The organism is Allobosea sp. 05T422_2 (assembly GCF_056396265.1).
This window is the reverse complement of the sequence record NZ_JBFTLD010000424.1, coordinates 1-3,113: the sequence shown is the minus strand read 5'-3', so window position 1 is coordinate 3,113 and position 3,113 is coordinate 1. Positions and strand designations below refer to the sequence as shown.

General features: G+C 67.0%; 3 protein-coding genes and 1 pseudogene. 2 read left to right on the top strand and 2 right to left on the bottom strand.

What is annotated here, in order from left to right; translation table 11 throughout:
* Nucleotides 1-120 precede the first annotated feature (120 nt).
* Nucleotides 121-918 (top strand): hypothetical protein, encoded by a 798-nt coding sequence (locus AC1DJT_RS35470; RefSeq protein ID WP_476835933.1) that lies wholly within the window; start codon nt 121-123, stop codon nt 916-918.
* On the opposite strand, the gene AC1DJT_RS35465 is transcribed toward AC1DJT_RS35470, so the two are convergent.
* Nucleotides 823-1,821 carry a DMT family transporter gene (locus AC1DJT_RS35465; RefSeq protein ID WP_441505494.1) on the bottom strand — a complete coding sequence of 333 codons (999 nt, stop codon included), beginning with the start codon at nt 1,819-1,821 and terminating at the stop codon, nt 823-825. The two genes, AC1DJT_RS35470 and AC1DJT_RS35465, sit on opposite strands and share 96 nt — an antisense overlap.
* A 167-nt stretch (nt 1,822-1,988) precedes the next feature.
* Between AC1DJT_RS35465 and AC1DJT_RS35460 the strand changes: the two genes are divergently transcribed.
* Nucleotides 1,989-2,660, top strand: a complete 672-nt coding sequence (locus tag AC1DJT_RS35460) for a hypothetical protein (protein ID WP_441505495.1) — start codon at nt 1,989-1,991, stop codon at nt 2,658-2,660.
* An 18-nt stretch (nt 2,661-2,678) separates the two neighbouring features.
* On the opposite strand, the pseudogene eno reads toward AC1DJT_RS35460, so the two are convergent.
* Nucleotides 2,679-3,113 (bottom strand): annotated as a pseudogene (gene eno / locus AC1DJT_RS35455) (phosphopyruvate hydratase); the annotation flags it as partial.

Here is a 3,113-nt window from a genome sequence, read left to right as displayed (position 1 = left end):
GGCTGCGCGCTGCGATCGCGGCCGGAACGCTGGTCAATTTCATCGCGGAGACCAAGGAAGGCTGGGCGAAGGGCGAGCCGGCATGATCGCGATTGCGACAGCCAAGTCCCGGCTGGAGCGATGATCGACCCCTGGCTCGGCATGCTGCTGCTCAAGATGGCGACCGCGGCAGCGATCGTCGTCGGTTGCTCGCTGCTGGCCGAGCGGACCGGTCCGCTCGTTGCGGCCCTGATCGCGACGCTGCCGATTTCGGCCGGGCCGGTCTATGTCTTTCTGGCGCTCGACCACGACCCGGCCTTCATCGCCGCCGGTGCGCTCGGCAGCATGGCTGCCAATCTCTCAAATGCCGGTCTGGCGCTGGTCTATGTCCTGCTCGCCCAGCGCCTCGGCATGGTGGCGAGCCTCGTGACGGGGCTGGCGACGTGGTTCACGATTGCCATCGTGCTGCGGCAGCTCACGCCGCCGGTCATGGTTATGGCTGCACTGACTGTGGCGGTCTTTGCCGGCCTTCACATGCTCTTCAGGCCGTATCTGGCGGCGCGGCCGGCGGCGCCTCCCGGGCGGCCCTGGTACGCGATCCCGCTGCGCGCCGCTTGCRTCGCCGGGCTGGCGGGGACGGTGACGACCATCAGCGCACGCGTCGGCCCGGGTTGGTCCGGCGTGCTGGCGGCTTTTCCCATCGTTCTGTCGAGCCTCATCGCGATGCTACAGCCGCGCATTGGTGGCCCCGCGACGGCGGCCGTCATCGCCAACTGCGCGCTCGGCCTTCTCGGATTCGGCCTTGCGCTTGGCCTTGTTCACCTGACGGCGGTGCCGCTCGGCTCATGGCCGGCGCTCGGCCTCGGGCTTCTGCTTTGCGTCGGCTGGAATCTGGGCCTGATGACTATTGCCCGTCGCACGCGTCGGGCGGCGCCATGACGCGATGAATAGGCCGCCAATGATCAGGATGAAGCCCACCACCTGAAGCGGGCCCGGGATCTCGCCCAGGATCGGGATGGCGAGCAGGGTGCCCGTCACCGGGATCAAAGGGGGAAAACGCCCGACGACGGAGGCGCCGAGCACATGTGCCGCCCAGCCCCAGATCCACAGGCCGATGATGACGTTGAGCACGCCCTGGTTGAGCGCATGCGCGACGAGCACCCACCACGGCGCGACATCGAAGCCGCGGAAATAGAACAGGAAGTAGAACGGCAGATAGGCCATCGACAGGACCGAGACGATCGCCGCCGCCTTTAGCCCGTTCACCTTCCAGAGCTGGATCAGCAGCGGGTAGAAGCCCCAGAGCAGCCCGACGCCGAGAAAGCAGAGATCGCCGCGCAAGGTGCCGGCCGTCGAAGCGGTGCTGCCGGCTATGCCGAGGCAGGCCAGGCCTGCGAGAACTCCGATGACGCCGATGATCAGGTTCCGCGTCAGCATGGCGCCAAACAGCACGACACTTCCTGCGATGCCGATCAGCGTCACCGTTCCAGGGCCGATGGTGGCGCCATGAGCCGCCGGGGCTAGCGTCAGCCCGGTCAGCATCAGATAGGTCATCGGAAAGCCGCTGGTGATCGCGAGCCAGATTCCGCGCCGCCAGGTCACGCCGCCGCATGTCGCCAAGCCCCCATCCCTGAGGAAGATTGGCAACAGCAGAAGACCAGCGGTCGTGAAGCGCAGGGCTAGCAGATCGTGCTGGCTCAGTCCGTTGAGCACGGCGTGGCGGCTGATCACGAAGTTCGAGCCGAAGATCAGCACGCTGCACAGCATGCCGATGACGGCGAGACGCCAGCGCAGCCGTACTGCCTTTTGATCCATCAGCGAAGCGTCGGCGATCTTGTCCATGCTTCGATTAATCCCGCATCGCACAATCGCGATACGCCCGATGCTGCATGGCGCGCCCGCACCCGTCGCGGGATGGGAAATCTGTCGAGGGCCGCAATTGCTCCCCGGCTGCGCCATTTTGTCGCCGTGTCCGGCCTCTTCTCTCGAGGCGACCAAGGGATGAACTCATGAACGACGATACGACGAAGATGGCGATCGGCCGGGTTCTGCGCAGCTTCGGCGGCCAGGTCGCGGTTTCGGTCACGGCCTCCGTGGCTGCCGCCGGAGTTCTGGCCTTTCTTCAGATCCAGTCCGGAGCTGCCCATCGCGCGACCATGGCTGAGCAGATCGTCCGGGCGTCGCAGCCTGATGCCGAGCTTGCAAATGCCTCGGAAGCGCCCGTGAGCAAGTTCCTGGAGCGGCATCGCGATCAGATGAGCGCCGGCAATGCGGAGTCCGTCTCGCCCACCAGGGCCTTGGCTGTGCCGGCGACGTTGCTGATGCCGATGGCGACAGCCTGGGCGCTGCCAGCCGGCACGACACCCGCCTTGGCTCGCTTTGAACCGCAACGTAGCAGCGCGCCCGTCACTGCGGCGGCGCACACGGTCCCGCGCGAGCGGAGCAAGCCAAGCGTCGCGGCAGCGCAGCCTTTGCCGATTTCGCCACCGCTGCAACTGGCGGCCTCCGCGGGGGACGCCACGACGGCCGTCGCTTCAACGCGCGGGCCAAGCCTGCTGGGACTGGAACTGCCAGACGGCGTTACGCGGGCCGGCCGCGCGCTGGGCGGCCTCGCCGATCGGGTCGGTGCCGCCGGGACCTGGACGGTCTCGACGGCAAGCCAGCTCCTGCCTAGTTGGTGAGAGCAGGCGCCTTCAGCTTCAGGCCAGCGCCTTCAGCGCCGAGCGGCCGGCATAGATCGCCTGGGCGCCGAGTTCTTCCTCGATGCGCAGCAGCTGGTTGTACTTCGCGGTACGGTCGGAGCGGGCAAGCGAGCCCGTCTTGATCTGCCCGCAATTGGTGGCGACAGCGAGATCGGCGATCGTTGCGTCCTCGGTCTCGCCCGAGCGGTGCGACATCACCGCGGTGTAGCCGGCGCGCTGCGCCATCTCGACGGCGGCAAGCGTCTCGGTCAGCGAGCAGATCTGGTTGACCTTCACCAGGATCGAGTTCGCGGTCTTGCTCTTGATGCCCTGCGACAAGCGGGTGACGTTGGTGACGAAGAGATCGTCGCCCACGAGCTGGCACTTGCTGCCGACGAGATCGGTCAGAGCCTTCCAGCCCTCCCAGTCATCCTCGGCCATGCCGTCCTCGAT